At 71.6% G+C, this 25,400-nt stretch carries 20 protein-coding genes, 1 tRNA gene and 1 other RNA gene; 17 read left to right on the forward strand and 5 right to left on the reverse strand.

All coding sequences use genetic code 11. The features are described from left to right. Positions 1-6 precede the first annotated feature (6 nt). Together RN743_RS11360 and RN743_RS11365 are read left to right on the forward strand one after the other, a co-directional pair. Complete coding sequence (locus tag RN743_RS11360; RefSeq protein WP_310779966.1) at positions 7-243, forward strand: hypothetical protein; 237 nt, start codon at positions 7-9, stop codon at positions 241-243. Further along, positions 240-695 (forward strand): type II toxin-antitoxin system VapC family toxin, encoded by a 456-nt coding sequence (locus tag RN743_RS11365; RefSeq protein WP_310779967.1) that lies wholly within the window; start codon positions 240-242, stop codon positions 693-695. The genes RN743_RS11360 and RN743_RS11365 overlap by 4 nt, the downstream gene beginning before the upstream one ends. A 10-nt stretch (positions 696-705) precedes the next feature. Here RN743_RS11365 and RN743_RS11370 read toward each other — a convergent pair whose 3' ends face one another. Together RN743_RS11370 and RN743_RS11375 are read right to left on the reverse strand one after the other, a co-directional pair. Beyond that, complete coding sequence (locus tag RN743_RS11370; protein ID WP_310779968.1) at positions 706-1,182, reverse strand: YbaN family protein; 477 nt, start codon at positions 1,180-1,182, stop codon at positions 706-708. 56 nt (positions 1,183-1,238) lie between these two features. Then, positions 1,239-1,312 (reverse strand) — tRNA-Arg (locus tag RN743_RS11375). Positions 1,313-1,503: 191 nt separating this feature from the next. Here RN743_RS11375 and RN743_RS11380 point away from each other — a divergent pair. From RN743_RS11380 to RN743_RS11390, 3 genes are all read left to right on the forward strand, one after another. After that, positions 1,504-2,103, forward strand: a complete 600-nt coding sequence (locus RN743_RS11380) for a hypothetical protein (RefSeq protein WP_310779969.1) — start codon at positions 1,504-1,506, stop codon at positions 2,101-2,103. After that, positions 2,100-4,646 (forward strand): S9 family peptidase, encoded by a 2,547-nt coding sequence (locus tag RN743_RS11385; protein WP_310779970.1) that lies wholly within the window; start codon positions 2,100-2,102, stop codon positions 4,644-4,646. The genes RN743_RS11380 and RN743_RS11385 overlap by 4 nt, the downstream gene beginning before the upstream one ends. A 98-nt stretch (positions 4,647-4,744) precedes the next feature. Next, positions 4,745-8,356, forward strand: a complete 3,612-nt coding sequence (locus RN743_RS11390) for an FG-GAP-like repeat-containing protein (RefSeq protein WP_310779971.1) — start codon at positions 4,745-4,747, stop codon at positions 8,354-8,356. A gap of 18 nt (positions 8,357-8,374) precedes the next feature. Here the strand turns inward: RN743_RS11390 and RN743_RS11395 are convergent, their stop codons facing one another. Genes RN743_RS11395 through RN743_RS11405 form a run of 3 tightly spaced genes read right to left on the reverse strand, consistent with a single transcriptional unit; the run spans position 8,375 to position 13,028 of the window. Then, positions 8,375-9,034 carry a hypothetical protein gene (locus tag RN743_RS11395; RefSeq protein WP_310779972.1) on the reverse strand — a complete coding sequence of 220 codons (660 nt, stop codon included), beginning with the start codon at positions 9,032-9,034 and terminating at the stop codon, positions 8,375-8,377. After that, the gene (locus tag RN743_RS11400; RefSeq protein ID WP_310779973.1) at positions 9,031-11,925 is read right to left on the reverse strand and encodes a hypothetical protein; all 2,895 of its coding nucleotides are present in this window, start codon (positions 11,923-11,925) and stop codon (positions 9,031-9,033) included. The genes RN743_RS11395 and RN743_RS11400 overlap by 4 nt, the downstream gene beginning before the upstream one ends. After that, entirely contained in the window at positions 11,922-13,028 is a 1,107-nt protein-coding gene (locus RN743_RS11405) for a YncE family protein (protein WP_310779974.1), read from the reverse strand. Before RN743_RS11405 ends, RN743_RS11400 begins: the two co-directional genes overlap by 4 nt. Before the next feature lie 161 nt (positions 13,029-13,189). On the opposite strand from RN743_RS11405, the gene rnpB reads away from it, so the two are divergent. The 12 genes from rnpB (at position 13,190) to RN743_RS11465 (ending at position 25,240) form a co-directional block, all read left to right on the forward strand. Further along, an RNA gene (gene rnpB / locus RN743_RS11410) (RNase P RNA component class A) lies at positions 13,190-13,584 on the forward strand. A gap of 39 nt (positions 13,585-13,623) precedes the next feature. Further along, positions 13,624-14,889: a pitrilysin family protein gene (locus RN743_RS11415; RefSeq protein ID WP_310779975.1), complete on the forward strand. Its 1,266-nt coding sequence runs from the start codon at positions 13,624-13,626 to the stop codon at positions 14,887-14,889. Next, the gene (locus RN743_RS11420) at positions 14,886-16,250 is read left to right on the forward strand and encodes a pitrilysin family protein (RefSeq protein WP_310779976.1); all 1,365 of its coding nucleotides are present in this window, start codon (positions 14,886-14,888) and stop codon (positions 16,248-16,250) included. The genes RN743_RS11415 and RN743_RS11420 overlap by 4 nt, the downstream gene beginning before the upstream one ends. 7 nt (positions 16,251-16,257) lie before the next feature. Continuing rightward, a complete protein-coding gene (locus RN743_RS11425; protein WP_310779977.1) occupies positions 16,258-16,890 on the forward strand; it encodes an NUDIX hydrolase in 633 nt (210 codons plus the stop codon). Between the two features lie 49 nt (positions 16,891-16,939). Beyond that, positions 16,940-17,596, forward strand: a complete 657-nt coding sequence (locus tag RN743_RS11430; RefSeq protein WP_310779978.1) for a sigma-70 family RNA polymerase sigma factor — start codon at positions 16,940-16,942, stop codon at positions 17,594-17,596. A 46-nt stretch (positions 17,597-17,642) separates the two neighbouring features. Further along, positions 17,643-18,218 (forward strand): zf-HC2 domain-containing protein, encoded by a 576-nt coding sequence (locus RN743_RS11435; RefSeq protein ID WP_310779979.1) that lies wholly within the window; start codon positions 17,643-17,645, stop codon positions 18,216-18,218. Positions 18,219-18,258: 40 nt separating this feature from the next. Continuing rightward, complete coding sequence (gene holA / locus RN743_RS11440; protein WP_310779980.1) at positions 18,259-19,269, forward strand: DNA polymerase III subunit delta; 1,011 nt, start codon at positions 18,259-18,261, stop codon at positions 19,267-19,269. Continuing rightward, positions 19,266-20,078 carry an SPOR domain-containing protein gene (locus RN743_RS11445; RefSeq protein ID WP_310779981.1) on the forward strand — a complete coding sequence of 271 codons (813 nt, stop codon included), beginning with the start codon at positions 19,266-19,268 and terminating at the stop codon, positions 20,076-20,078. Before holA ends, RN743_RS11445 begins: the two co-directional genes overlap by 4 nt. 4 nt (positions 20,079-20,082) lie before the next feature. Then, the gene (mutS, locus tag RN743_RS11450; protein ID WP_310779982.1) at positions 20,083-22,737 is read left to right on the forward strand and encodes a DNA mismatch repair protein MutS; all 2,655 of its coding nucleotides are present in this window, start codon (positions 20,083-20,085) and stop codon (positions 22,735-22,737) included. After that, a complete protein-coding gene (locus tag RN743_RS11455; RefSeq protein ID WP_310779983.1) occupies positions 22,730-23,164 on the forward strand; it encodes an energy transducer TonB in 435 nt (144 codons plus the stop codon). Before mutS ends, RN743_RS11455 begins: the two co-directional genes overlap by 8 nt. After that, the gene (gene ddlA, locus RN743_RS11460; RefSeq protein ID WP_310779984.1) at positions 23,157-24,359 is read left to right on the forward strand and encodes a D-alanine--D-alanine ligase; all 1,203 of its coding nucleotides are present in this window, start codon (positions 23,157-23,159) and stop codon (positions 24,357-24,359) included. The genes RN743_RS11455 and ddlA overlap by 8 nt, the downstream gene beginning before the upstream one ends. Continuing rightward, a complete protein-coding gene (locus tag RN743_RS11465; protein WP_310779985.1) occupies positions 24,359-25,240 on the forward strand; it encodes a rhomboid family intramembrane serine protease in 882 nt (293 codons plus the stop codon). The genes ddlA and RN743_RS11465 overlap by 1 nt, the downstream gene beginning before the upstream one ends. Positions 25,241-25,400: the final 160 nt, after the last annotated feature.

Below are 25,400 nucleotides of genomic sequence, written 5' to 3' on the forward strand. Positions count from 1 at the left end.
GATGTCATGAGCGTTCAAATCACCATTCGAGACGTCCCCGAGGAAGTGCGTGACCGGCTGAAGGCCCGCGCGGCCTCCCGCGGCCAGTCGATGCAGCGGTACCTGCGCGGCGAACTCGAGCGGCTGGTGGCGAAACCCACCGTTGAGGAGTGGATCGAGAAGGTCCGGGCCGACAAGCGGTTGTCGAGCAATCGCGTGACCACGGAGAGCATCCTGCAGGCTATAGATGCCGACCGGAAGTGACGGTTATCGTTGATGCCTCGGTCCTCGCGGCGGCGGTCGCCCACCTCGGGCCTCACGGCATGTGGTCCGAGGCCGCCGTGGTGGACGCTACTCGCGAGGGCCGTTCGCTGGCCGGTCCGCAACTGGTCCTCGCCGAGGCGACCAACGTCCTCCGCCGACTTGAGCTTGCCGAACGGATCGAGAGTTCCGCAGCCAATCTCGCTCGTCGCAGGCTGCTGACGCTCAAGATTCAACTTTTCCCGTTCGAACCCCTCGCCGACCGTGCGTGGGAACTTCGTCACAACCTCACGATCTACGACGGTTGGTACGTGGCCCTCGCCGAGGCGCTCTCGCGCCCACTCCTGACGCTCGATCGCCGGCTCGCGCGCGCTCCCGGGCCCACCTGCCGAATCATCACTCCGCCCGCCTCGCAAGTCGTCCACGAGCGGGCCGTCACGCGCCCCGCGGGGTAGCGTCGCGCGGCTAGCCTTCTCCCGGGAGAGAGTAGAGGTGGGCGGTGACGAGGGCGGCGATGAGCAGGAGGAGGGCGACGAGCCAGAGTTGGCCGGCGGCGAACACGGCGGAGACGAGGATCGCGCTCCACAGGAAGATCGTCGCGCCGCGCCGGACGCGGGTGGAGATCACGCCGCGCTCGCGGTAGGCGGCGAGGTAGCGGCCGAAAAGGCGGTTCTCGTACAGCCAGCGCTCGGCGCGGGGGGAACTGCGCGCGAAGCACCACGCGGCCAGCAGGAGGAAGCAGGTCGTGGGCCAGAGCGGCACCACGATGCCGATGATGCCGGCGCTCACGCTGAGGCTCCCCACGCCCAGGAAGACGGCCCGTCGCACCGGGCCGGGCAGCGCGCGCGCGGCGCGCTCGGCCGCCGCGTGATCGATGGGACACTGGGCGGCCGGCGAAGGGGTCGCGGGCCGGCTGTGTCGCGTGTCTGGACTCGGTTTCATGTCTGCGGAGTCACCGGAGTCGAATGAAGTCGCTGACGTCTTCGGCCGGGGGATCATGCGCCCGGGAGGACTCGAACCCCCAGCCTTCTGATCCGAAGTCAGACGCTCTGTCCAATTGAGCTACGGGCGCGGGTGGCGCAAGCCGAAAACGGTAGAACCGGCCCGCGTCCGATGCAACCGAGCGCTGCGTGCGACGCCGTTTGCCGGCCTCGGTCGCCGGACCGCACCGGGCGCCGGGTCCGGATGCTCGAATGGCCGTGGTATTTCCGGGACACGACGCTAGATTCGGGGACGCCCAACCCCCTCACCCGGAGCTGACCGATGCGACGATTGCGCACACTCTTCCTCCTCGGCGCGCTGGCCGCCGGACCCCTGGCGCTCGCGGCGCCCGCACCCTCCCTCGCCCAGGGCCGCGCGAGCGTGGCCATGGCGGAGAGTTGGCCCGACGCCGATCCCGGCGACGTGGAGTCGGTCGACAGCATCCTGACCGCGCTCTACGACGTGATCTCGGGCCCGGCCGGGCAGGCGCGCGACTGGGACCGCTTCCGCTCGCTGTTCATTCCCGAGGCCCGCCTCATTCCCACGGGCCGGTCCCCGGAGGGCGAGCACGGCTACCAGGTGTGGAGCCCGGGCGAATACGCCGAGCAGGCGGGCGGTTTCCTCGAACAGAACGGGTTCTTCGAGCGGGAGATCGCCCGCAGCGAGGAGCGCTTCGGCCCCGTGGTGCACGCGTTCTCCACCTACGACTCGAAGCGCACCGCGGACGACCCCGAGCCGTTCGCGCGCGGCATCAACTCCATCCAGCTCATGCACGACGGCGGCCGCTGGTACGTCGTCACGATCTACTGGGCCGCGGAACGGCCGGATCTGCCGATCCCGGGACAGTATCTGCCCTCCAGGAACGGAGGAGGTGCCCCGTGAAGTTCTCCCCGAACCTCCGCCCCCCCGCCGCGCGGCCCTCAGTCTCGCGGCGCGTCGCTTCGTGGATCGCCGCGGCCGTGCTCGCGCTCACGGCCGCTCCGGCCCTTCAGGCGCAGGGTCTCGCCAGTTTCGAGCCGGCCCCCGCGCGCGACAACGCCTTCGCGCTCACGCTCGAATCCATCATGCGCGGCCCCGAGCACGTCGGGCAGGCGCCGGTCGGCGTGAGCTGGTCCGACGACGGCGAGTGGATCTACTTCCGCTGGCTGCCGGGCGGCGCCGAGTGGCACGAGCAGCGCGCCCTATACCGCGTCCGTTCGACCGGCGGCACGCCGGAGCGGATCGACGACGAGGACGAACTTCGCCTCGGTCCCATCCTGGCAGCGGGCGATGTCTCCGCGGATGGCCGCTGGCGCGTGACGTCGTCCGACGGAGACCTCTATCTCATCGAGCGGGAGGGCGCCGCGACCCGGCGGCTCACCCACACCCAGGACGCCGAGATGGGTCCCGTCTTCTCCGGCGACGGCGCCTCCATCTTCTTCCGCCGCGGGAACAACCTCTTCGCCTTCGACATCGACGATGGCGAAATCCGGCAGCTCACCGCGGTGGGCGGGCCGGAGCAGCCCGAAGACCCCGAGGCCGAGGGGCACAAGGCCTTCCTCGAGGAACAGCAGCGGGAGCTGTTCGAGCACATCCGCGTGCAGGACATCCGGGAGGAGCGCGCCGAGGAGCGCCGGGAGCTCAGGGAGACCGGCCAGCGCGAGACCCTGCACCTCGCGCAGGGCGAGCGCGCGCAGTCGCTTGTCGCCGATCCCACCGGCACGTGGATCGCGGTCACCGCGACCCGCGGCAGTTTCAACGATGGGGGCCGGCGCACCGATATCCCCCTCTGGATCACGGAGTCCGGCTACACGGAGAACACCGAGATGCGTCCCAAGGTCGGCGACGAACAGGGCGAGTCCAGACTCGCCGTGGTCCATGCCGAAACGGGCGAAGCCACTTGGCTCGACCTCTCGGGGGACGGCTCGGATCCGGAATCCGGGGAGTCCGAAGCCGGGTTGGACGACGGGGACGGAGCTGCCGCGGACGGGCCTGAATCCGACGACCGCCTCGCCGTGGCGAGCTTCGCGGGCTGGAACGACGCGGGCTCCCACGGGCTCGTGTTCGCGGTGGACTACGACTACAAGACGTGGCGCCTCTACGCCTACGAAGCGGCGAGCGGCGAACTCACGCTGCTCGATTCGCACGATGACGAGGCGTGGGTCGGCGGCCCCTGCTTCGGCGCCCAGGGCGCGGGCTGCATCGGCTGGCTCCCGGCGGAGGCGGCGGGCGAGATGCCGCGCGCCTGGTACGTGAGCGAGGAGACGGGCTACTCCCACCTGTACGCGATCGACGCCGATGGCGGCGACAAGGAGGCGCTCACGGCCGGCGAGTGGGAGGTGCTCGGCGCGACGATCCCGGACGGATGGGACGCCTTCCTCCTCCAGACGAGCGAACTCTCCCCCTTCGACCAGCACCCGTGGCGCATGGACTTCGACGGCTCCGGCCGCGTCCAGCTCCTCGAGGGAGAGGGCTCGTTCACCGTCACGCCGTCGCCCGACGGGCGTCGCTTCGCCGTCCTCCATTCGCGCGCGAACCGGCCGCCCGAACTGTACGTCGCCGACGCCGCTCCGGGCGCCGCGATGACACAGGTCACGACCTCCCCCACCGGGACGTGGCTCGGCTTCCCCTGGCTCCGGCCCGAGATCGTGCACTTCGAGGCCCGCGACGGGATGCCGGTGCCCGCGCGCATCTACCGGCCCGCCGACTTCGGCGTCGAACCCAACGGGGCCGGCGTCATCTTCGTCCACGGGGCGGGATACCTGCACAACGTCCACAACTGGTGGTCGAACTACTACCGCGAGTACATGTTCCACCACTTCCTGGCGGCCCAGGGCTACACGGTGCTCGACATCGACTACCGGGGCTCCGCCGGCTACGGGCGCGACTGGCGCACGGCGATCTACCGGCACATGGGCGGCTGGGACCTCTCCGACCAGGTGGACGGCGCCGCCTACCTCGTCCGCGAGGAGGGCGTCGACCCCGACCGCATGGGGATCTACGGCGGGTCCTACGGCGGCTTCATCACGCTGATGGCGCTCTTCACCGCGCCGGAGTCCTTCCAGGCGGGCGGCGCGCTCCGCTCGGTGACCGACTGGGCGCACTACAACCACTGGTACACGAGCCGCATCCTCAACCTCCCCCACGAGGACGAGGAGGCGTACCGCCAGTCCTCCCCCATCTACTTCGCCGAGGGCCTCGAGGGACACCTCCTCATGGCGCACGGGATGTACGACACGAACGTGCATTTCTCCGACGTCGTGCGCCTCGCCCAGCGCCTCATTGAACTGGGGAAGGAGAACTGGGAGATGGCGGTGTACCCGGTGGAGAACCACGGTTTTGCGGAGCCCTCGTCGTGGACCGATGAATACCGGCGCATCTACGAGTTGTTCGAGCGCGTGATCGGCGGCGGCCGCGGGGCGTCGGCGAACGGGGAGGGTGGCTGAACACAAGGACGCTCCTCGCGGCGGTCCTCCTCGTCTCGGCGTGCGGGGCGCCGGACCCGGGACCCTGGGTCGAGGCGGACGGATACCGCTGGCGGGAGTTGCACCTGCGGGGCTCGGGCGGCTTCCGGCCGCTCGACGGCTCCGACCTCGGCGTGTCTTTCCTGTACGACGTCGACGAGGAGACGCGCCTGCGCAACCGGGTGCGCGCGGAAGGGCACGGCGTCGCGATCGGGGATGTCGACGGGGACGGCCTGGCGGATCTCTTCTTCGCCGGCTTCGGGTGCCCGAGCGCGCTCTACCGCAACCTCGGCGGCTGGCGCTTCGAGGAGATCACGCCGCCCGCCATCGCGCTCGAGGACGTGCTCGCGAGAGGCGCCGCGCTCGTCGACGTCGATGGAGACGATGACCTCGATCTCCTGATCGCGGTCCATGGAGGCCGGAACCGGATCTTCCTCGGCGACGGCGCGGGCGGCTTCGCGGAACTCGAGGACGCGGGCCTCGCCGGGGCGTGGGGGAGCACGACGCTCACCCTGGCCGACACCGATGGCGACGGCGACCTCGATCTCTACGTCGCCAACTACAAGACGCGGCAGGTCGACGACCTCTACCCGCCGGACGTTCTCGACATCAACCACCTGCGGCGCGGCGAGGACGGGAATCTCGACACCCTTCCGGAACTGCGGGACCTCTACGACGAGCACTACCGCGTGGAGTTCGACGGCCGCTTCGTGCGCCGCTTCGAGCTTGGCGAGCCGGACGAGTATTACACCGGGCTCGGGGACGGACGGTTCGCGCCCGCGGCTCCCGGAGCGCCCCTCGCGCGTTCCCGCGGGAACGTCTCGACGCCGACCCGCGACTGGGGACTCGCGGCGAGGTTCAGCGACTGGGACGAGGACGGCGACCCGGATCTCTACGTGGCGAACGACTTCAACAGCGAGGACGGCATCTGGATCAACCGCGGCGACGGGACGTTCGCGCCCGCCCCGGCCGTCGCCGTCCGCACGACGAGCCTCTCCTCGATGGCCGTCGATGTGGGCGATCTCGACCGCGACGGGGACCTCGATCTCCTCACCACCGACATGCTCGCCCGCGACGCGGCGGAGCGCCTCGCCCAGACCCCGAGCTACGAGGCCGTTCCTGAACGACCCGGCCTCACGGACACGAGAATCCAGGTGAACCGGAACGCGGTCCAGCTCAACCGGGGGGACGGAACCTTCGCCGAGGCGGCGTGGGAACTCGGGCTCGCCGCCTCCGACTGGACGTGGGGCGCGCTCATCGTGGACGCGGACCTCGACGGCTGGAACGACATCCTCGTCACGACGGGACACGCGTGGGACCAGTTGGACGGCGACGCCAACGCCCGCGTGGCGGCGATTCCCGGGCTGCCGGCGGATCAGGCCCTGCGCATGTTCCCGCCGCTCGCGCAGCCGAACGTCGCCTTCCGCGGCGGGGCGGAGGGCTTTACGGACGTGAGCGAGGGCTGGCGCTGGGGACACGAGGCCGACATCTCGCACGGTCTCGCGGCGGGAGATCTCGACCGCGACGGAGACCTCGACGTCGTCGTGACCCGGCTCGGGGCGGCCCCCCTCCTGTACCGTAACGACGCCCCGGCGCCCCGGATCCTCGTGCGTCTGCGGGGGCCGGGCCCGAACACGCGCGGGATCGGGGCCCGGATCCGCCTCGAGAGTTCCGGAGGGATGCCCGCTCAGGTGCGTGAGATCACCGCGGGCGGCGCCTATCTCTCCTCGTCCGAACCCGCCGCCAGCTTCGCCGCGGAGGCGGACGGCGAGATGGTCCTCACCGTCGACTGGCCGGACCGTCGCCGCACGCGGCTGGAAGGGGTCGTCGCGAACCGCGAATACGAGATCGAAGCCGCCACCGCGGAGTTGGTGGCGCCCGACCCCGACGGCCCCGCCACGGCGGCGACAGCCGAGGCCGGGACGCACTTCGTCGACATTTCGGATCGGCTCGGCCACAGGCATGTCGAGTCGCCCTTCGACGACCGGCTCCGGCAGCCGCTCCTGCCCCATTCGCTCGACCGGCCCGGCCCGGGCGTGTCGTGGATCGACGTGGAAGACGACGGCGACGCGGATCTCATCGTCGGGAGCGGCCGGGGGGGCAGCCCGGTCCTGATTCGCAACGATGGGGACGGCTTCGCCGCCCCGCGGGCTCTCGTGCCCGCGCTGGCGTGGGACGCGACCGCCGCGCTGCCGCACCGCGCGGCCGACGGTCGCGTCGCGCTGCTCATCGGCACGAGCGCGTACGAGGCGGGCTCGCCCGCGGAAGCCGCGGCCGTTCCCGCAGTCATCGCGGCGCCGCTCGGCGCGTCCGCGCCGGCGCCCCCGCTCATCGAAGCGCCCGGCCCCCCGCCCGGTCAGCTCCCCGCGACGACCGGCCCGCTCGCCCAGGCCGACATCGACGGCGACGGCGACCTCGACCTCTTCGTGGGCGGCCGCGTCGCCCCCGGCGCCTACCCCCTCGCGGTCGACTCCCGCCTGCTGATCCACGACGGCGACGCCCTGCGCGTCGATGCCGAGCGTTCCCTCCCCTTCGCGCGCCTGGGGCTCGTCTCCGCCGCCCTCTTCACGGACTACGACCTCGACGGCGACCCCGACCTCGCGCTCGCCCTCGAATGGGGCAGCGTCCGCCTCTTCCGCAACGACGAGGGCCGTTTCACCGATGTGAGCGACGCGCTGGGGCTCACCCGTCTCACGGGGCGCTGGAACGGCCTCGCCGCCGCGGACTTCGACGAGGACGGACGGCCCGACCTCGTCGCGACCGGCTGGGGCGCGAATCTCGACGTACCGTCCGCCTATTCCCTCATCTACGGCGACATGAATCGCGACGGCGTCGTCGATCTCGTCGAGGCCCGGATGGAATCCGGCGCGTGGCGCCCCCTACGGGGCAGGGACGCGCTCGCCGTCCCCGGCGGACTCCCGGCCCTCCTGCGCGTGACGTACGAGCGCTTCGCGCGCGCGCCGCTGACCGACCTCATCGGCGGCATGGACCCCGAGCTCCGGCTGGACGCGAACGAACTCCGCCACACCGTGTGGCTCAACCGCCCTTCCGGCTTCGAGAGCGCCCCGCTGCCCGCGGCGGCCCAGCGCGCGCCCGCGTTCGGCGTCGCCGGCGGCGACCTCGACGGAGACGGCCACGAAGACCTCGTCCTCGCGCAGAACTTCTACGCCGGCCGGGCGGGGGCGCCGCGCTACGACGCGGGGCGAGGGCTCTGGCTGAGAGGGGACGGCCAAGGGGAGTTCGAGCCCGTTACGGCTCCCCCGTCCGGGATCGCCGTCTACGGAGATGCCCGGGCCGTCTCGCTCGCGGACCACGACCGCGACGGGCGGGTGGACGTGGCCTTCGGCGTCAACGGCGGCGAGACCCGGCTCTACCGCAACGTCGGCGCGGCGCCCGGCCTCCGGGTCACGCTCGTGGGCCCGCCCGCGAACCCCCGGGCCATCGGCGCCCGCCTCCGCCTCGAATACGCGGACGGCACGTTCGGCCCGGTGCGGGAGGTCCGGTCGGGGGAGGGTTACCTGGCCCGCCACGAGCCGACGCAGACGCTCGGCCTCGCCGGCGACGCGCCCGCCGGCCCCGCAACGCTGCACGTCGTGTGGCCGAACGGCGGGGAGACGTCCGTGTCGATCTCGCCCGGGACCCTGGAAGTGCGCGTCCCGCCCGCCGGAACGGCAGGTTCGTCCGGCTCCTGACGGAACGCGGAGGCGGCTTTAGCGGGCGCGGTAGCCGAAGCCGATCGTGATGCCGACGTCGTTCTGCAGCTTCGACGCGTCCGTTTGGGCGGAGATGTAGTAGGACGCCATGTCCCGGAGTTCGCCCCGAAACCAGAGCGATGACAGGAGATGGACCCGGACCCCGACCGCCGCCGTCGCCATCGGATCCGTCGCGCTGAGCTTCGGCACCTCGGCGCCGTAGAACTTCAACTGCCGGAGCCCCCCGCCCACCGTGAAGTAGGGTTCGAGCGCGCCGGCCGAGCCGGACGACCGCAGGCGGAACGTCAGGTTCACCGTGCCCGCCAGGTACTCCATTTCGCCGAGCGTTCCGAGACCCCGTCCCGGTCCGCCGCCGACGCCTTCGAGCGTCGCCGGGGAATAGAGCCCCATGACGCCGATTCCCACCGCCCGCGAAGCCCAATAGGTCGCTTCGCCCCCCATCATCACGTCCGGCGGCATCACGATGCCGTACGCGCCGGTGTTGTCCGTGAGGTTGTTGAGGGGTTGGATGACGCCGGCGAGTCCGAAGAATTCCGGGCCGGTATCGTTGCCGAACGGTGCGGAGGGGGTCATCTGGGCCGTCAGCTGCGACGCTCCGGGAGCGAGCCCCCACAGAGAGAGAAAGAGAAAGAGAAGAACGCCGGACGGGCGTCTCATTTAATCCTCACGATCGTGATTAGCGGTTCCGCGGTCTCACCCGCCGGGGTTCCTCCCGCCGTTTCCAGCGACAGCGAAAGGCCCGGCGCGCCGGGAACCGAGGCGAGTGAGAAGTACCGTACGCTCGACGGCCCTACGTCGAGGCTCAGCACCCGGGTTTCAAACCCCAGCGGTTCGGTCCGGAGCGCGATCGCGGTCGGAAGACCCGATCGGGTGTCCGTATCTTGATTCAAGGATCGGAACACATCGGTGGCGTCCCACGTTGCCGCGGCGAGCGGCGGCTCCGCGTCCGGCCCCGCCGCCGGCGCTTCGACGTCCTCTCCCGGGGCATCCTCCGGCTCCTCGTCCAGCGTCCCCGCGCCCAGCGCCAGCGCGACCGACACGTCCGCCAGGATGTTCGCCCACTCCCTTCCGGTGACCCGTTCCAGATTCGCGATCCCGCGCCCGTAGTTCCGTCCGCCCCCGACGACGGACCGGAAGAAGGCCCGTTCGTCGCCCCCCGCCTGGTCCGCGAGCCGTCGCAGCAGGAACCAGCCGAAGCCCCGCATCTGCAACCCGCCGACGCCGTCGAGATCGTCCGTCGAGACGGTGGGGGCCCCGGGGAGTCCGAGCATGTACAGGCCGAGGTTGCGGAAGTTGCCCAGCATGTAGGCATTGAAGGTCTCGAGTTCCTCCGGCGTTCCGGACACGCGGTCGAAGGTCAGGCGCTCGCCCAGGGGGAGTCCGAGCGCGGCGAGCCCCGCCACTTCCTCGGCCAGGCTCGAAAGCGCCTCATCCAGCCATACCTCCTCGGCGGCTCCGAAACCCGCCGAAGAAGCGGGCACGCGGCCCCCCGCGCTCACGATGTGCTGGACTTCGTGCGCCACGAGGGCCTGCGTCTCCCGCAGCAAATCCTCCGTCGCGACGGCGCGGCCGAGCGTCCCGTCGGGGTCCGCGCTCACGCTGTAGATGATCTCGGCCTCGTTGCTCGCCGGGCAGATCCCGCCGTCCGGGTCCGACAGTTCGCCGTCGCCGCGTCCCGAAGCGGCAAGATCCTGGGGGAGGGAGAAGCCGCCGACCCCCGCCTCGCCGTCGCCGAGCCGGTTCACGCCGGGCGTGAACAGGACGACGACGCGTCCGTTCCGGTCGATGTCCTCGGGAAGGCCGAAGTAGGACGTCACGGCCGGAAGCACCGTCCCGTCCAATTCCCCGGCAAGCGCCAGCCACTCCTCCTCCGTCGGCCCGCCCGCGGGCGCGGCGAGATCTTCCACGAGCACCACCCCATCGCCCACGGCCCGCACCGTCCCCCGTACCGTCCTCGTCGGGTCGACGCAGGTCGCCGCCAGTTCCGGACCGACGGCGAAGAAGTACTCGAGCGTGTCTCCCGGGGCCGGCGCGGAAACCGCAGTCGACCCGTCGGGCCGCAGGGGCGAGATGCGGTCCTGAACGAGTCGGGCGAGCGTGCGTGCGCGAATCCCGATGTCCCTGCGCGTACCGGCGAGCGCGGCCTCCGCGACCCGCGCATCGACCCTCCCGATGCCGACCGCCACCGCCGGGCCATCCCCCGACATGTCGGCGGGCGTCCGCGTGGTGAACCGGAGCGGAAGCCGGCTCGAGGCGCCGCGGCCCGTGTTGCCGATCACGATCCGGTACTCCCGCGTCGCCGCTTCGATGTCTTCCGGCGCTCCGGGTTCTCCCGCCTCTCCCGCTTCCACGGGCGCCCCCGGCCGGAACTGCACGCATTCGACCTCGACGGGCCCGCGCAGCGTAAGGGACTCGCCGACATCGAGACTCACGCGCTGGTTGGCCGGTTCGATCGGAACCAGGAGGCCGTTGCTGGCCTCGGAGCCCACGAGCACCCGCACGCCGACCTCGCGCTCGGGCAGGCACGTACGGACGAAGGCCGGCACTTCCACCGTGAGTTCGGTCTCCGTGGCGCTCACCACCGTCGCCGCCGTGCCTTCGATCCAGACCTCGTTGTCGGCCGCGACCGGGCGGAAGCCGCCTCCGTGGAGCAGCGCCCGCGTGCCCGCGGCGAGTCTTCCGTTCCCGACCGAGTCGAGTTGCACGGCGCCGCTCGGCGAGGCGAGCGCCGTGGCCGAGAAGGAGAGCGTGTCCGAGTAAACGCCGTCCGTGGCGAAGACGTGGATCCGGTAGTCGCCCGGCCGCGAGCCCAGCGTGAACACCGCCCCGCCGCGTCCGTCCGCGTCCGTCATCACGACGTCGTGCGTGAGGGCTCCCGCGCTTTCCGGCAATTCCTCCGCCGGCGCGGTCGGCTCCGGCGGTTCCGCCACGGCCGCCGTGTCCCCCGCCTGTGGCAGCTCCGGCGTTACCCCCGCTTCCAGGGCGGCCGAGGCTTCTTCCGGCACCGTCCAGTCGAAGGCGATGCGGACGCCGCCGGCCGGAGCGCCGCTCGTCGTCTCCGCCCGGATGGAGAACGCGAGCGGCAGCTGGCTCCCCGCCTCCGCCCGCTGGCCGTCTCCCTCCACGATGCTGAGACGAACCGTGTCCGCGGACTCCGCGAAGACGAGGAAGCGAAGGGCCGGGACGTTCGCGGCGCTCGGGATGTCCGCCTGGATCTCCGCCTCACCCGGGGTGGGCCCCGCGCGGTAGACCGATTCCGCGACGCCGTTCTGCCCCGCGACCGCGACCCCCGGCGAAAGCTCGCCCTCGCCCCGCACGATGACGAAGCGGACCGGCGCCCCTTCGACCGCGTTCCCGAGCGCATCCTCGACCCGGACCGAGATCGGGGGGTCGGTGGCCTCGCCCGTCACGATCGTGTCCACGACCACGGAAACGGGGACGAGCGTCGTCGGCGGAGAGCCGAGTTCCGTGCTCCCACCGTCTCCGCACGCCGCCGCGAGCACCCCGGCGAGCACCCCTGCGGTCACGGCCAGCCCGCCGCGCCTCACCGCGGCTCCGCCTTCCAGAAGGCGATGCCGCCCGCCTGCTTCCCCACGTCGACGCTGGCCGCCCGGACCCCAGCCTGGAGGTCGATCACGTCCACCGTTCCCGGCTCTCCGCCCACGCCTTCCACGCTCACGAAGGCGTATCGGGAATCCGGGGAGATCGCGATCCCGTGCGGAAGCGTCCGCGTGTTCGGAACCCGGGCCACCTCCGTCCCGTCGGCGAGATCCCAGACGCCGGTCGCCTGCCCGCCCTTGTACGTCACCACGAGGTGGGCGCCGTCCGGAGTCACATCGAGGTTGTACGGACCCTCGCCCGTCTCGAACCGTCGCGTCACCCGCCACGACTCCACGTCGATCTCCAGCACCTCCGCGTTCCGGTTGCACGCGACGTACACATGGCGTCCGCCCACGGCCGGGTGCGCCCACGTCGGGCTGCACGCGGCCGCTCCCACGGGCCGCGTCGGGAGCCAGTCGTGCGGCCACGCCCGCTCCGAGCCCGGCGAGAGGAGAAAGCGCTGAGTGACCTCGAGCCGGTGCGCGTCGACCTCCACGAGCACGTCATCCATCATGCACACGGAGTAGTGCCGCGCCCCGTCCGCCGTGAGCCGCGAGCCGTGCGGCATCGTGCAGGTCGGAATCTGCGCGACCTCGATCATCGCCCCGACGTCGACGACGGACACCGAACTCGGCTCGTGTTCGCCGTGCAGGTTGAAGTTCGCCGCGAAGAGCAGGCCTGCCGGCGTCACCTGCATGGTGGCGGGGAAGAGCCCCAGCTCCGCGCTCCCGAGCGGGTGGTTCGTCTCCGTGGAATAGGCGACGACCGTGCCGAAGGGATTCCCGTGGGCGAGCGTCACGTACCACCGTTCCCCGCTCGGATCGACCGCCAGGCCGTGCGGCCCGTCGATTTCCGTGGGGAAACGGCCCACGAAGACGGAATCCAGCACCGACGCACCGGTGCCGTCGAACCGGACGAGATCGACGCGATCCTCCGATTCGGCCGCTACGTAGACGTAATACGACGACGGGCCGTCAGGGCTGGTTTCCTGGGAGGCCGCGGGCGAAACCGCCGCGGCCGTGCTTCCCAGCGCCCACAGGGCCATCGCCATGCGGGGTATGGCAGACTCAGGTAGCATACGATTTACGCGCGTTCGCGACTCCTTCTTTCTGAAGCCTCCGGGCCCGGAAACCGCTTCCGCCGGACACTTCTCCTCCTACCCTTAGAGTAGACAATTCCTCAAGGGGTTGCCAATCGGTTAGGTTGTCCGCGGCGGAGGGAGAAGAGGTCGCGGACGGGTGCGCGTCACGCCGTTCGAGGAAAGTCCGGGCTCCACAGGGCACGGCGCCGGGTAACGCCCGGGCGTCGCGAGGCGACGGAAAGTGCCACAGAGAGCAGACCGCCGATGGCAGACTGCGACCCGCAAGGGTCCAGACGCACAGGCAAGGGTGAAAGGGTGGGGTAAGGGCCCACCGCGTTTCCTGGTGACAGGGACGGCACGGCAAACCCCGCCGGGAGCAAGGCCAAGCAGGAACGAGCGGCGGCCCGTCGCGTTCGAGTTCCGGGTAGGCCGCACGAGGCCTCGGGCAACCGAGGTCCCAGATAGATGACCTCGCCGCGGGCCTGGCCCGCCGGTGACAGAACCCGGCTTATCTCCCTCCGCCTCACCTCATGCCGCGGCGCCGGGAGCGGCACGGAGAATACCAATGAGATTCGACATCCTTGAGCACACGCTCGACAACGGGCTGCGGGTCGTGCTGCAGCCCGATGCGTCGGCGCCGCTCGTCGCGGTTCACGTCATGTACCACGTGGGATCGAAGAACGAGCGCGCCGGCCGGACCGGCTTCGCGCACCTCTTCGAGCATCTCCTCTTCCAGGGGTCCGAGCACGTGCCGCGCGAGCACCACTTCAAGCTCGTTCAGGATGCCGGCGGCACGCTCAACGGGACGACGTGGTTCGACCGCACGAACTACTTCGAGACCCTGCCCGCGAACGAACTGGACCTTGGCCTGTGGCTGGAGTCCGACCGCATGGGGTTCTTCAAGCCCGGGATCACCCAGGAGAAGCTCGACAACCAGCGCGAGGTCGTGAAGAACGAGCGGCGGCAGGCGTACGAGAACCGCCCCTACGGCCTCGCGTTCGAGACCCTGCTCGAGCGCGCCTACGACGAGGGACACCCCTACCGTCATCCGACCATCGGCTACATGCCCGACATCGACGCGGCCCGGCTCGAGGACGTGCACGAGTTCTTCGACCTCCACTACGGACCCGGCAACGCGACCCTCGTACTCGTCGGCGACTTCGATCCGGCCGCGGCGCTGGAGCGGGTCGAGGCCTGGTTCGGGGAGATTCCCCCGCGACCCGTGGCGCCGCGCCCGGAGGTCCCCGTGCCGGCGCGCGGCGGAGAGCGGCGCGCGCTCCTTCGCGACCGCGTCCAGATGCCCCGCGTGTACCTCATGTACCATTCGCCGCGCTACGCGGACCCCGATTTCGAGGCCGTCGTGATCCTCAACTACCTGCTCGCCGACGGGAACAGTTCCCGCTTCGAGAAGACGCTCGTGTACGAGAAACAGATGGCGGCGGACGCGACGTCCTTCACGTGGCCGACCGAGAGCGCCGGGATGTGCTTCGTCGTCGCCACCGCCCGCCCGGGCGTCGCCGCCGCCGACCTCGAGACGGAGGTGAGGGACGTCATCGACGACCTGCTCCGCGACGGCGTCGAGGAGGAAGAGATCGAGGGGGCGCGCAACCGGGCCCGGCGCGGGCTCCTGAACGGGCGCGCGGGCTTCGGCGACCGGGCGGACGCGATCGCGCACGCGGCCGTGTTGCGGGGCGACGCCGCCTATGTGAACGACGCCTTCACGCGCTACGGAGCCGTCACCCGCCGCGACGTGGAGCGCGCGGCGCGCGACGTGCTCGACCCGCGCGGCCTCACCGTCCTCCACGTCGTGCCCGAGGAGGCGACGCCGTGACGAACCCCCGAGCCGCGACCCTCGACCGTGCCGTGCGCCCGGCGCCGGCCGCCCCGCGCCCGCTCGCGCTCCCGCGCTTCGAGCGCCTCGCGCTCCCCAACGGCCTGCGCATCGAGCACGCCGAGCGGCCCGGTCTGCCCGAAGTATCGCTCCACCTCGTCCTCGAGTGCGGCGCGGGCGCCGAACCGCCGCGACTCGGCGGTCTCGGCGAACTCACCGCCCGGCTCCTCACCGCCGGCACCCCCGGCCGGGATGCCATCGAGATGGCGCGCTGGCTCGACCGCCTCGGCGTCGGCTACCGCGCGACGGCCGGCTACGCCGTCGGGGCCGTCTCGATGCACTTCCTTTCGGAGGTGTTCGAGGAGGCGCTCGAGTTCCTCGCCGCCACCATCCTCGATTCCGAGTTCCCGGAGCACGAAGTCGAACGCATCCGCCGCGAGCGCATCGACGAGATCGAACGCCAGGCGGACGACCCGGCGAACGTCGCGGGTCTCGCCACGATCGCCGAACTCTACGGTGACGGCCTGTACGGCCGGCCGGCGGCCGGAACCGGCCCCACCGTGTCGGAGATCGGCCCGGAAGCGGTGCGGGAATTTCACGCCGCGCGCTATCGCCCCGGCGGCGCCATTCTCATCGCGTGCGGCGACCTCGACCGCGAACGTCTCATGTCCGCGGCGGAGGCGCGTTTCGGCGCCTGGAGCGGCGACACCGCCCCGGTTGCGCCCCCGGAAGCGCCGGAGCCGCGGGCGAACGACCTCATCCTCATCGACCGTCCCGGCAGCCCCCAGAGCGAGATTCGCGTCGCGACGGTGGGCGTGCCCTACAACACCGGGGACCATCACGCGATCATCGTGGCCAACGCGATCCTCGGCGGCCTGTTCAACTCCCGGATCAACCTCAACCTGCGCGAGGACAAAGGGTGGACCTACGGGGCGAGGTCGAGTTTCCGGTTCCGCCGCGGCGCGGGGCCGTTCGTCGCGCGCACGGCCGTCGAGACCGTCCGGACCGGACCCGCGTTCGAGGAGATCCTGGGCGAGATCGAGGCCATGCGCACGACGCCCGTCACCGCCGACGAAATGGAACTGGCCCGCAATGCCCTCACGCTCTCCCTGCCGCTCCAGTTCGAGACCGCGGTGCAGGTCTGCGGAAAGGTGAGCCGCCAGCGCGTATTCGGCCTCCCCGACGACTACTGGGAGACGTACCGCTCCCGCATCGAGGCCGTGACGCCCGAGCAGGTGCGGGAGGTCTGCCGCACGTACCTCGATCCCGACCGCCTCACCCTCCTCGCCGTCGGCGACGCGGCGACGGCCGAGCCCACGCTGAACGGTTTCGGGCGCGTGGACGTCCGTCCCGCCTCGTGAGCGCGCGGTGACCGGCGGGGCGCGCGAGGGCGCCGGGGGCGGCGCTCCGACGGGCCGCGTGGACGGCGAGCGCGTCTACTCCGGCCGCCGGATCCATGTCGACGTGGATCGCGTGCGGTTTCCGGACGGGTCCATCGGCCGGCTCGAACTGATCCGCCACCCCGGCGCCTCCGCCGTCGTCGCGCTGGACCTTCCCGACCCGCCCGACCGGACCGCCGCCGCCGCGCGCGAGCCCATCGTCACGCTGGTGCGCCAATACAGGTACGCCGCGCGCGGGTTCATCTGGGAGGTGCCGGCCGGGAACCTGGAGCCCGGCGAGCCTCCCGAGGCGTGCGCGCTCCGGGAACTGGAAGAGGAGGCGGGACTCCGCGCCGGACGCCTGGAGCGGCTGGCCTCCGTGCGCACGACGCCGGGGTTCACGGACGAGGTCATCCACCTCTTCGCGGCGTGGGATCTGGAGGCGGGAGAGACGAGTCACGAGGCGAGCGAGTTCATGGATGTGCATCGGCTGCCCCTGCGCCGTACCATCGAGATGATCGATGCGGGGGAGATCAGCGACGGCAAGACGATCTGCGCGCTGACCCTCGCGGCGCGCTGGGTCGCCCGCCGGATGGATCGAATCGGCGGGCGTGGGGTTTAACGCGTCGGATCGTCTGCAACGGGAACGGGAAGCCCGCAAAGGGAGCGGCATGGACACGAAGCCGAACCTCGAGGTATCGAGGCAATACGCAGCGCCGGAGGAGGTGGCATCGCTCGGGCGCGCGGAGTTGAAGCGCCTCGAGGACGCCGAACTCGTCACCCACTACCTGGGGGGGCAGCGCTTCGCGTTCAACGAGATCGCCGACCGCTACCAGGACCGCCTGCTGAACTTCATCTACCGCACCATCGGCGACCGGGACCGAGCCGAGGATCTCGTGCAGGAGACCTTCGTGCGCGTCTACCGGCACCTCCACCGGTTCGATCCCGCGCGGAAGTTCTCGACCTGGATCTATACGATCGCCAGCAACCTGGCGAAGAACGAACTGCGGAACCGGGCGCGCAACCCGCTGGTACTCTTCCATACGCTCCGGAAGAGTTGGGACGCCGACCATCGGCCGCTTGAATTCGAGGATACGGCCTACCGGCCCGACGATCTGTTCCGCAAGCGGCGGGTGCGCGAACAGGTCGAGGCCGCGGTCGCGGAACTTCCCGAGCATCACCGTGTCGTATTCGTGCTGCGTGAACTGGAAGGGAAGAGCTACGAGGAGATTTCCGAGATCACGGGCGTAACGCTGGGCACCGTGAAGTCGCGCCTCAATCGTGCGCGGAACCGGTTCGCCCGCATCATCGCCCCGATGCTCGATTGAAGTCCCGGGCCCGCGCGGCCCGGCCAACGGAAGGAACGCTGGTGCAATGATGGTTTGCAAAGAGTTTATCGAGCGACATACCGACTACCTCGACGGTACGCTGGACGCCGACGAGCGCCGTCGTTTCGACGCGCATCTGGAAGATTGCAGGTCGTGTCGGCGCTACCAGCGGGTGATGACTCGCGGGCTCGCCGTCTGGCGCGCCCTCCCCCGCGTCAGCACCTCTCCGGACTTCCTTCCCCGCCTGCAGCATCGCCTCTATCACGTCGACGAGTCTTCGAAGCGGTCCTGGCGGGGCCAGGTCGGCCGGGCCGCCGCCATCGCCGTGGCGTCGGCGGGACTCTTCACGCTCGGCGTGTCGAACGGGAGTCAGCCCGTGCTCGTCGAAGTGCAGCTTCCGCCGGTGATGGCGGACGTGCCCGCGGAAACGGCGGCGGAGAGCCAGGGGACCCTGTTCGCCGACGACCCCTATGTGCCCGACTGGTTCCTCGTACCGTTCGCTCCCGCGCTCGATGACGGGGGCGGGCTGTTCGGCTCCTCGTACGCGGTGCCGATCGCGACGAGCGACTCCATCGTCCTGCCGGTCGAGCGGCGCTCCGGCCAACTCGACGAGTCTCGCTGACCCACCGCCGCGGCCCGCGGCACGGGTCCCTCCCGTCGCCGTGAGCGCGCCCCTCGATCCGCGGCTCTCGCGAGCCCTGGGCCAGGGTCCCCCGACCGGAGCCTGGTTCCTGCACGGAGACGCCATCCGCCTGCGGGACGAAGCCGCGCGGCAACTCGTCGAGGCCGCCGTCGACCCGGCCACGCGCGACTTCAACTACGACCAGTTCCAGGCCGAGGACGTGACGGACGAGCAGCTCGCCGCCACCCTGGCCATGCCCCCCATGATGGCGGAACGCCGCGTGGTCTTCGTGCGCGACGTCGAGCGGCTGGGGTCGAAGGCGCGCGCCGTCCTGCAGCGGGTCGCGGCGGCGCCACCCGCCGACCTCGCCCTCATCGTGACGGCGCGCATCCCCAAGGGGTCGCGTGCGGCCTTCTACCGCGACCTCCGGAAGGTCTGCCGCACGCTGGAGTGGACCGCGCCGCGGGCGGCGGAGATCCCCGGCTGGATCCACGACCGGGCGCGGCGGCGCTGGAAGCTCGACCTCTCGCCGGCGGCGGCCCAGTGGATCGCGGGGGCCGTCGGGTCGGACCTCTCGACGCTGGACGCCGAACTCGAGAAGCTCGCTTCGCTTCCCGCCGACCGCCGGACCGACGCGGACATCCGCGACATCGTTCCCCGGACCCACCGGATCGATCGCTGGAGCTGGCTCGACCTCGTGGCCTCGCGCGACTACCGGCGCGCCTTGCGCGAGTTGGAAAACGTGCTCACTTCGGAACGGGGGGTCGGGCTGGTCGCCGGACTTGTGGAACAGCACCTTCTGCTTGGTCTGGCCCTCGACGCGGGGCCCGCCGGCTTGCGAGCCGCCCTGTCGGAGACGGGGCGCGGCTATCTCTCCTGGAAGGCGAACGCCTACGCGAAGCAGGCGAGGGCATGGACCGTACACGAACTCGATCACGCGCTGCGGGCGCTCCACCGCGCCGACCGGCACCTCAAGTCGGGGCGGGGAGACCACGCGGTGCTCGCCGGGATGCTCCTGGAACTGGGGCGGACGGAGAACGCCCGGAGATGACGCCGCGCGGCCGCGGGTGGGCGCTCGCGCTTCTCGCCGGCGCGCTGTCGTGGGCGTTTTCCATCCCCTCCGCCGCGCAAGCCGCGCAAGCCGCCGCTCCCGTGGATCTGGACCTCCTCGAGGCACGGATCGAGGCCGGGAGGGTCGAGGGCGCCGCGGAGGCGATCGAGCGCTGGTTCGACACGGAGGCGCGCGACGCGGCTCGCGGGGACGCGCTGCGTGCGCGGTACCTGCGGGCGCGTCTCCTGGCCGATCCGGACTCCGCCCGCACGGAACTCCTCTCCGTCGCCATGGACGGCGGGTCGCGCTACGGATCCCGGGCCTGGCTGCGGCTCGCGCAGCTGGACCTGGCGCTCGACGAACCCTCCCGAGCGGCGGCCGACCTCGAACGCCTGCGGTCGGACCATCCCCGTAGCGCCGAGGCCATCGAGTCCTGGTACTGGACGGCGCGGACGTTCGAGGCCCGGGGCCTGATCGATCGGGCGTGCGAGGCGTGGCAAAGGGGGGCTGCGGAGGGCCGGCGCGTCGGCGCTGCGGAGGCTGTTCGCCTCGCGGAGGCCGCTTCGCCCGGCTGCGCGCCGGGCGCCCCGCGCTTCGCGATACAGGCGGGGGCGTTCTCGCGCCGGGATCCGGCGGAGGAGACGCGGGGGCGGCTGGAAGCCGCCGGCTTCTTCTCGCGCATCGTCGAGTACGACGGATTGCACCGCGTCCAGCTGGGCCGCTTCGCCCGGCGGGAAGCGGCGGAGAGCCTCGTGCGCCGACTCCGGGATGCGGGCTTCGAACCCGCCGTCATCCCCGTCGTCTCGTGAGGCGATGATGGCCGCGGCCACCCCGGACCCGGCTGGGCACTCGCCGCTCATCCGGCAGTACCTCGACATCAAGTCGCGCCATCCCGATTCACTCCTCTTCTTCCGGGTCGGCGATTTCTACGAGATGTTCTTCGAGGACGCGGAGGAGGGGAGCGGCCTGCTGGGCCTCACCCTCACCGCGCGCAACAACGGCGGAAAGCGGGACGTCCCCCTCGCGGGCGTCCCCGTCAAGGCCGTGAACGAGTACGTCTCCCGCCTGCTCGAAATGGGACGCCGCGTGGCGATCTGCGAACAACTCGAGGATCCGGCGGAGGCCAAGGGGATCGTGAAGCGGGATGTCGTCGAGATCATCACCCCGGGCACCGTGCTCGAGGACAAGCTCCTCGCGGCGCGCCGCAACAACTACGTGGTCGCGATCGCCGGCGACGCCCCGTTCGGGCTCGCCGCCGTCGACCTCTCGACCGGCGAGTTCGAGCTTCGCGAGGTGGCGGCGCCGGATCTCGACGACGAACTCGGGCGGCTCGAGCCGGCCGAGATCGTGATCCCCGAGGAGACGGAGGCGCCGGCCGGACCCTGGCACCTGACCGAACGGCCCGCCTGGCGCTTCGACGCTTCGCTCGGCGACGAGCGGCTCCGGGAGTGGTTCGGCGTCGCCTCCACCACCGGCTTCGGCCTCGACCTCGCGCGCGACCCGCTCCTCCTCGCGGCGAGCGGCGCCCTCCTCGGCTACCTGGACGAGGTACGGCCGGCCGGCCTCGACCACCTGCGGCCGCCGCGCGTGGACCGGGCCGGGCGCCTCATGTACCTCGACGAGATGACCCGGAGGAACCTCGAACTCGTCGAGCCGCTGCGTCCCGGCGCGGGGGCGTCGCTGCTCGCCCTCGTCGACCGCACGCGGACGCCGATGGGCGCGCGCCTGCTCCGCCGCCGCCTGCTGCGCCCGCTCGTCGTCCGCGACGAGATCGCGGTCCGCCTCGACGCCGTGCAGGAACTCGTCGAGCGGGGGGAGGAGCGCGAGGGCGTTCGGGCCGCGCTCCGCCCGATCCGCGACCTGGAGCGGCTCGCCGCCCGCGTCTCCACCGGACGGGCGGCGCCCCGCGAACTCCTCGGCCTCGGCCTCTCGCTCGACGCGCTGCCCGGGCTGGCGGCCGCCCTCTCGCCGCTGGAGGCCGGTCGCCTGGCCGAGCTTCGCAGCGGCTTCGACCCGCTCCGGGACGTGGCGGCCCGCATCGAAGAAGCCATCGACCCCGATGCCCCTCACGCCCTCAAGGACGGCGGCGTGATCCGGAAGGGCTTCTCCGCCGAACTCGACGAAGTGCGCGGCGTGCGCGGCGGCGCGGTCGAATTCATCGCCGGCATGCAGGTGCGGGAGCGCGAGCGCACCGGCATCGACACGCTGAAGATCGGGTTCAACAAGGTGTTCGGGTACTATCTCGAGGTCACGCGCTCGAAGCTCGACCGCGTGCCGGAGGAGTGGAGCCGCCGGCAGACACTCACCAACGCCGAGCGCTATCTCACGCCGGAACTCAAGGAGTGGGAGGCGAAGGTGCTCGGGGCCGACGATGAGATCGCCCGGCTCGAGGCGCGGCTCTTCCACTCGCTGCGGGACGCCGTCGCCGCCGAGGTCGGGCGGATCCAGGCGACGGCCGCCCTCGTCGCCGAGATCGACGTCCTCGCCTGCCTCGCCGAGGTCGCCGCCGCCGAGGACTACGTGCGCCCGCGGCTGAGCGACGATGTCGTCTTCGACATCGAAGAGGGCCGGCACCCCGTCGTCGAGGCCGCGGTCGAAAGGGACACCTTCATCCCGAACGACATGCGGCTGGACGGGGAGCGCCGGACCCTCATCGTCACCGGGCCGAACATGGCGGGGAAATCCACCGTCCTGCGCCAGGCGGGACTCATCGCGCTCATGGCGCACATCGGCTCCTTCGTCCCGGCTCGCCGGGCCCGCATCGGGGTCTGCGACCGCGTGTTCACGCGCGTGGGCGCGAGCGACAACCTCGCGGCGGGGCAGAGCACCTTCATGGTGGAGATGACGGAAACCGCGACCATCCTGCACGGGGCCACCGAGCGCTCGCTCGTACTCCTCGACGAGATCGGGCGGGGCACGTCGACGTACGACGGTCTCTCGATCGCGTGGGCGGTGACCGAGCGGCTGCACGAACTCGGAGCGCGCACCGTGTTCGCCACGCACTACCACGAACTCGTCGGCCTCGCGGAGTCGCTTCCGCGCGCGGCCGCGTTCAACGTCGCGGTGCGCGAGACCGGCCAGGACATCGTCTTCCTCTACCGGCTGCAGCCGGGGGGCTCCGACCGGTCCTACGGCGTGCACGTCGCCCGGCTGGCCGGACTGCCACCCGACGTCGTGGGGCGCGCCGCCCGCATCCTCGCCGTGCTCGAGAGCGGGCCGTGGGGCGCGGGCGGCCGCGGCGCCGCGCTCGCCGAGGCGGGGCTGGGGCAGCTCTCCCTGTTCGAGGCCGCGGCGGCCGGCCCGCGGGGCGGCGCGGGGCCGTCCGGCGCGTCCGGGGAAAGTGAAAGCGCGGACGTCGCGGCCGCCCGCGCGCTGTTCGAGAAGCTCGCCGCGCTCGACCTCGACGGGATGACGCCGCTCGAAGCGCTGAACACGCTCGCCGAGTGGAAGGCGTTCGGCGATGCGTAGCGGGCGTTCGCCGCGGGCCGCCAGGTCCGGCGTCCTTTCGATTCTCGCCGCCCTCGCCGGCGCCGCGTCCACCGGGTGCGCGGACGATCCGGGCTCCGAGGTCGGCGCGCTGCGCGTGGACCAGCTCCGCGACGGCGGCCTCGTCATGCCCGTGCTCGAGTCCGCGCCGTCCCGCGCCTTCCCCTACCCGGCCGAGGCCCTGGAGGAGGGGGCGGGCGGCGAGATCCTCCTCCGCATACGGATCACCGCCGCCGGCCGCGTCGACTCGGTCGCGGTCGCGACCTCGTCGGGACATGCGGTCCTCGACTCGGCCGCGGTGGAAGGTGCCCGCGATCTCCGGTACCGGCCGGCGCGGCACGGCGGCGCCCCCACCGCCATCTGGGCCACGCTCCCCGTCAGCTATCCCGTGCCGGCGTCTCGTGGCTGACCGCCGCCTGCGCGTCGGCGTGCTCTTCGGCGGCGAGTCCCCGGAGCACGAGGTCTCGCTCCGCTCGGCGAAGAACGTCATCGAAGCGATCGACCGCGAGCGCTGCGACATCGTGCTCATCGGCATCGACCGCCGCGGCCGCTGGCACCTCGCCGACGAATCGCGCTTCCTCCGGCACGCCTCGGACCCGCGGCGCATCCGCCTCCCGGAGGCGCCGGTCAGGCTCGCCCTTACGCCCGGCCGCCGCCCCCGGATCGTCCCCGTCGCCCCCCACGAGCCCTCCGCCCCCGGCGAGCGCGAGGGCCCCGGCGGGGAAGCTCCGGAGCCGGCCGAGGTGCCGGAACTCGACGTCATCTTTCCCGTCCTGCACGGTCCCTTCGGCGAGGACGGCACCGTACAGGGACTCCTGCGGCTCGCGCACTTCCCCTTCGTCGGGCCCGGGGTCCTCGGCTCGGCCGTGTGCATGGACAAGGACGTGGCCAAGCGGCTGCTGCGCGACGCCGGCGTCCCCGTCGCGCCCTTTATCACCGTCCTCTCCCGGGAAGAGGCCCCCTCGTGGGACGAGGCCGTGGCCGCCCTCGACGCCCCGATCTTCGTCAAGCCGGCGAACATGGGCTCGTCCGTCGGCGTTTCGAAGGTCGAGACGGACCCCGAATACCGGCGGGCGCTCGACGAGGCCTTCTCCTTCGACACCAAGGTGCTCCTCGAGCGGACGATCCGGGGCCGTGAGATCGAACTCTCCGTACTCGGGAACGAGGCCCCCGAAGCCTCGGTCCCGGGGGAGATCGCCCCCACGCACGCCTTCTACTCCTACGAGGCGAAATACCTGGATCACGACGGCGCGGACCTGCTCATCCCCGCGGACCTCGACGCCGAGACCACGGCGCGGGCGCGCGAGATCGCCGTCCGCGCCTTCCGCGTGCTATGCTGCGAGGGGATGGCGCGGGTCGACCTCTTCCTCGCGACGGAGGCTTGCGGCCCGCTCCCGGCGGGTTCACTGGTGGTGAACGAGATCAACACGCTCCCGGGCTTCACCCGGATCAGCATGTACCCCAAGCTCTGGGAGGCGAGCGGCGTGTCCTATCCGGAACTCATCGACCGTCTGCTGCGGCTGGCGATCGAGCGCGCGGAGCGCGAGGCGCGGCTGGCCTCCGCCATCGACCTCCAGGGCGGCGGCGAGGCGGGGGAGGGATGATGAGACGGCCCGCGTACCAGACCGGCGGGGTCCGCTTCGGCCACGGCTTCCCGATGAGCCGCTGGGTGCTGCGCCTCATGATCGCGAACTTCGCGATCTTCCTCCTCATGGCGATGCGGATCGTGCCCGCCGGAGCGGTCGAGTGGCTCGGCTTCGCCGTCCCCGGCTTCCTCATGCGCCCGTGGACCATCGTCACCTACATGTTCGTGCACGGCGGCTTCATGCACGTGTTCATGAACATGCTCGCCCTCTTCTTCTTCGGACCGCCGCTCGAGCAGAAGTGGGGCAGCCGTTTCTTCCTCCGCTTCTATCTCGTGACCGGACTCGGGGCGGCGGCCTTCTCCGTCCTGCTCTACTCGCTGACGGGGCCGACGATCATGGTCGGGGCTTCGGGCGCCATCTTCGGCATCCTCGTGGCCTTCGCCCTCAACTGGCCGGACGCGAAGATCTACCTCTACTTCGTCTTTCCCGTGCCGGCGAAGTGGTTCGTGGCCGCGCTCGGGGCCTTCACCCTCCTCTCGACCGTACAGGGGTCGGCGGACGGGGTGGCGCACTGGGCGCACCTCGGCGGACTCGTGACCGGGTTCGTCTATCTGCGGTACGGAGACCGCATCGGCCGCCGCGCGCACAGCCTCCTCTACAAGGAACGGCCGGCGGCCCCGCGCGGGAGGACGCGCCGCCCAGCGCCACCGCCGGACCCCACCCCGCGCCGGCGCCGCAGGGCGGACGGGGATTCCCTCGACGAGGTGGACCGGATCCTCGACAAGATCCGGGCGAGCGGCATGGACTCGCTCTCGGCCCGCGAGCGCGCCTTCCTCGACGAGGTGAGCCGGCAGTACCAGCAGACGAAGGGCCCGCGCAAGAAGACCCGCACGCACTAGACGCTGCCGGCCCGCACACGCCGGGCCGTCCGCGCTGGCGCCCCGTCTGGAGTTTTTTGCCGCCGGTTTCTACAATGTCCGCCCCGCGCGACCCCCCGGCCGGGGGGCGTCACGCAACGGAGCGGCCCGTGGCCGTAGCAAAGCGCCTGTCGCGGGCCGC

Source organism: Candidatus Palauibacter scopulicola (genome assembly GCF_947581915.1).
GTDB classification, from domain to species: domain Bacteria; phylum Gemmatimonadota; class Gemmatimonadetes; order Palauibacterales; family Palauibacteraceae; genus Palauibacter; species Palauibacter scopulicola.